The sequence below is a fragment of the Streptomyces turgidiscabies Car8 genome, assembly GCF_000331005.1.
GTDB classification, from domain to species: Bacteria; Actinomycetota; Actinomycetes; order Streptomycetales; family Streptomycetaceae; genus Streptomyces; species Streptomyces turgidiscabies.
Genome location: NZ_AEJB01000111.1, coordinates 1 through 3752 on the forward strand (window position 1 = coordinate 1; position 3752 = coordinate 3752).

Genomic DNA, 3752 nt, shown 5'->3' on the forward strand with positions numbered 1-3752 from the left:
CAGACGGCCCGCTTCGGCCACGGTCACTGCCTACTTCTTCGACTTCGCTGCCTTGGGCGTCGCCAGACGACTCCCACTCCAGTCCTTGCCCACACTGACGCTCTTCGTCGCCGACAGACCCGCCGTCGTCGCGGCTTCAGAGATGTCGCTCGGCTCCACGTAGCCTTCACGGCCCGTCTTGGGCGTGAGGAGCAGGATCGCGCCGCCTTCTTCGATGTACGTGGTGGCATCCACCAGCGAATCGGTCAGGTCGCCGTCGTCGTCGCGGAACCAGAGCACCACGGCATCTGCGACGTCGTCGTACTCCTCGTCAACGAGATCGCTGCCGATGACTTCCTCAATGGCCTCGCGGAGCTCCTGGTCGACGTCGTCGTCGTAGCCGATCTCCTGGACCACCTGCTCGGGCTGGAACCCCAGCCTTGCGGCAGGGTTAGTCCGCTCCTCCGCGTGGTCCGCGGTCGCGCTCACGGGTTGCCTCCTGATCATGTTTCGAGAAATGTGCAGCCACGCGCGTGCGCGAAGCATTGGCCGTAGTCCACACGGGCGGGACGGATCGCGCAAGTACCCGGCCGTCGAGACCGCCGAAACGGTGACGATCCTGGCGGTGTCGCCGCAACTACAGACAGCGGTTCCCGGGAACTAGTGACGCGCACCACACCATTCTGCCCGCTTTGCGGTTTTGCTGCTCCCGAGTGACTCCCGAACCTCTCACACATGCGTGCGAGATCCGAATCGCTTTACGGAACACGTCACGGACTGGGCGTATCGTTGCGATTTGGCTGCGGACACCCCGCCCGGCGATCCTCCACCGGGGCTACTTCTGAGTAGAGGTGACGTACCCGGCCTCGGGGTACACGATGGGGCCAGTGCATTCGCAGCCCCGGAGCAGGCTTACAGCGTGCCCCGGATCAAGCCCTCCGAGAGCGAAGGAACAGCGTGGCTTCCGGATCAGATCGCAACCCGATCATCATTGGCGGCCTTCCGAGTCAGGTCCCTGACTTCGATCCCGAAGAAACCCAGGAATGGCTCGACTCCCTCGACGCCGCTGTTGACGAACGCGGCCGGGAGCGGGCCCGCTATCTGATGCTGAGGCTGATCGAGCGGGCCCGCGAGAAGCGCGTGGCCGTGCCCGAGATGCGGAGCACGGACTACGTCAACACGATCGCGACGAAGGACGAGCCCTTCTTCCCCGGCAACGAGGAGATCGAGCGCCGCATCCTGAACGCGACCCGCTGGAACGCTGCCGTGATGGTGTCGCGCGCCCAGCGGCCCGGGATCGGCGTCGGCGGCCACATCGCGACCTTCGCCTCCTCCGCCTCGCTCTACGACGTGGGCTTCAACCACTTCTTCCGGGGCAAGGACGAGGGCGACGGCGGCGACCAGATCTTCTTCCAGGGCCACGCCTCCCCCGGTATCTACGCCCGCGCGTTCCTTCTCGACCGGCTCAGCGAGCAGCAGCTCGACGCGTTCCGCCAGGAGAAGTCGAAGGCGCCGTACGGCCTGTCCTCGTACCCGCACCCGCGTCTGATGCCGGACTTCTGGGAGTTCCCGACCGTCTCCATGGGCCTCGGCCCGCTCGGCGCGATCTTCCAGGCGCGGATGAACCGCTACATGGAGGCGCGCGGGATCGCGGACACCTCCAAGTCGCACGTGTGGGCGTTCCTCGGTGACGGCGAGATGGACGAGCCGGAGTCGCTCGGCCAGCTGTCGATCGCCGCGCGCGAGGGCCTCGACAACCTGACCTTCGTCGTGAACTGCAACCTCCAGCGGCTCGACGGCCCGGTGCGCGGCAACGGCAAGATCATCCAGGAGCTGGAGTCGCAGTTCCGGGGCGCCGGCTGGAACGTCGTCAAGCTGGTCTGGGACCGCAGCTGGGACCCGCTGCTCGCGCAGGACCGGGACGGTGTGCTCGTCAACAAGATGAACACGACGCCCGACGGGCAGTTCCAGACGTACGCCACCGAGACCGGTTCGTACATCCGCGACCACTTCTTCGGTGACGACACCCGGCTGCGCGCGATGGTCGAGAACATGACCGACGACCAGGTGCTGCACCTGGGCCGCGGTGGCCACGACCACAAGAAGATCTTCGCGGCGTTCGCGGCGGCCAAGGCGCACAAGGGCCAGCCGACCGTCATCCTCGCCAAGACCGTCAAGGGCTGGACCCTCGGACCCAACTTCGAGGGCCGCAACGCCACGCACCAGATGAAGAAGCTGACGGCGACCGACCTCAAGGGCTTCCGCGACCGGCTGCACCTCCCCATCTCCGACAAGGAGCTGGAGGGCGGTGCGCCGCCGTACTTCCACCCGGGCCGGAACTCGGAAGAGATCCAGTACATGCACGACCGCCGCAACTCGCTCGGCGGCTACGTCCCCACCCGTGTCGTCCGCGCCAAGCCGTTGACGCTACCGCCGGAGAAGACGTACGCGAGTGTGAAGAAGGGTTCGGGTCAGCAGTCGATCGCCACGACCATGGCATTCGTCCGACTGCTCAAGGACCTCATGCGGGACAAGGAGATCGGCAAGCGTTTCGTGCTGATCGCGCCGGACGAGTACCGCACGTTCGGCATGGACTCGTTCTTCCCGAGCGCGAAGATCTACAACCCGCTCGGCCAGCAGTACGAGTCGGTCGACCGTGAGTTGCTCCTCGCGTACAAGGAGTCCCCGACCGGCCAGATGCTGCACGACGGCATCTCGGAGGCGGGCTGCACGGCTTCGCTGATCGCGGCGGGTTCGGCGTACGCCACGCATGGCGAACCGCTGATCCCCGTCTACGTCTTCTACTCGATGTTCGGTTTCCAGCGCACCGGTGACCAGTTCTGGCAGATGGCCGACCAGTTGGCGCGCGGTTTCGTGCTGGGTGCGACCGCCGGCCGTACGACTCTGACCGGCGAGGGTCTCCAGCACGCCGACGGCCACTCGCAGCTGCTCGCCTCGACGAACCCGGGCTGTGTGGCGTACGACCCGGCGTACTCGTACGAGATCGCGCACATCGTGCAGGACGGTCTGCGCCGGATGTACGGCCCCGACAGTGAGGACATCTTCTACTACCTCACCGTCTACAACGAGCCGATCCAGCACCCGGCCGAGCCGGAGAACGTCGACGTCGACGGCATCCTCAAGGGCATCCACCGGGTGGGCGCGGCGACTTCGGGCTCCATCCCGGCGCAGGTCATCGCGTCCGGTGTCGCGGTGCCATGGGCGCTGGAGGCACAGCGGATGCTCGCCGAGGAGTGGAATGTACGGGCGGACGTCTGGTCGGCGACCTCCTGGAACGAGCTGCGGCGCGAGGCGGTCGCGGTGGAGCAGCACAACCTGCTGCACCCGGAGGAGGAGCAGCGCGTCCCGTACGTGACGCGGAAGCTGGGCTCGGCCGAGGGTCCGTTCGTGGCCGTGTCCGACTGGATGCGTTCGGTTCCGGACCAGATCTCGCGCTGGGTGCCGGGGACGTACCAGTCGCTGGGCGCGGACGGCTTCGGCTTCGCGGACACGCGGGGCGCGGCCCGGCGCCACTTCCACATCGACGCGCAGTCGATCGTGGTGGCGGTGCTGACCGAGCTGGCCAAGGAGGGCAAGGTGGACCGTTCGGTGCTGAAGCAGGCGATCGACCGGTACCAGTTGCTCGACGTGGCTTCGGCGGATCCGGGTGCGGCGGGCGGCGACGCGTAACGCTCCGCTTGGCGCGCCGTGGGTCGGGCAGTCGTCCGTCTGACGGTCCGTCGTGGCTGGTCGCGCAGTTCCCCGCGCCCCTG

At 67.1% G+C, this 3752-nt stretch carries 2 protein-coding genes; one reads left to right on the top strand and one right to left on the bottom strand.

Features of this window, described 5'->3' with window-relative positions; all coding sequences use genetic code 11:
- Nucleotides 1-30: 30 nt before the first annotated feature.
- Nucleotides 31-468 (bottom strand): DUF3052 domain-containing protein, encoded by a 438-nt coding sequence (locus tag STRTUCAR8_RS06500; protein ID WP_006374702.1) that lies wholly within the window; start codon nt 466-468, stop codon nt 31-33.
- A 468-nt stretch (nt 469-936) separates the two neighbouring features.
- On the opposite strand from STRTUCAR8_RS06500, the gene aceE reads away from it, so the two are divergent.
- Complete coding sequence (gene aceE / locus STRTUCAR8_RS06505) at nt 937-3669, top strand: pyruvate dehydrogenase (acetyl-transferring), homodimeric type (protein ID WP_006374703.1); 2733 nt, start codon at nt 937-939, stop codon at nt 3667-3669.
- Nucleotides 3670-3752 lie beyond the last annotated feature (83 nt).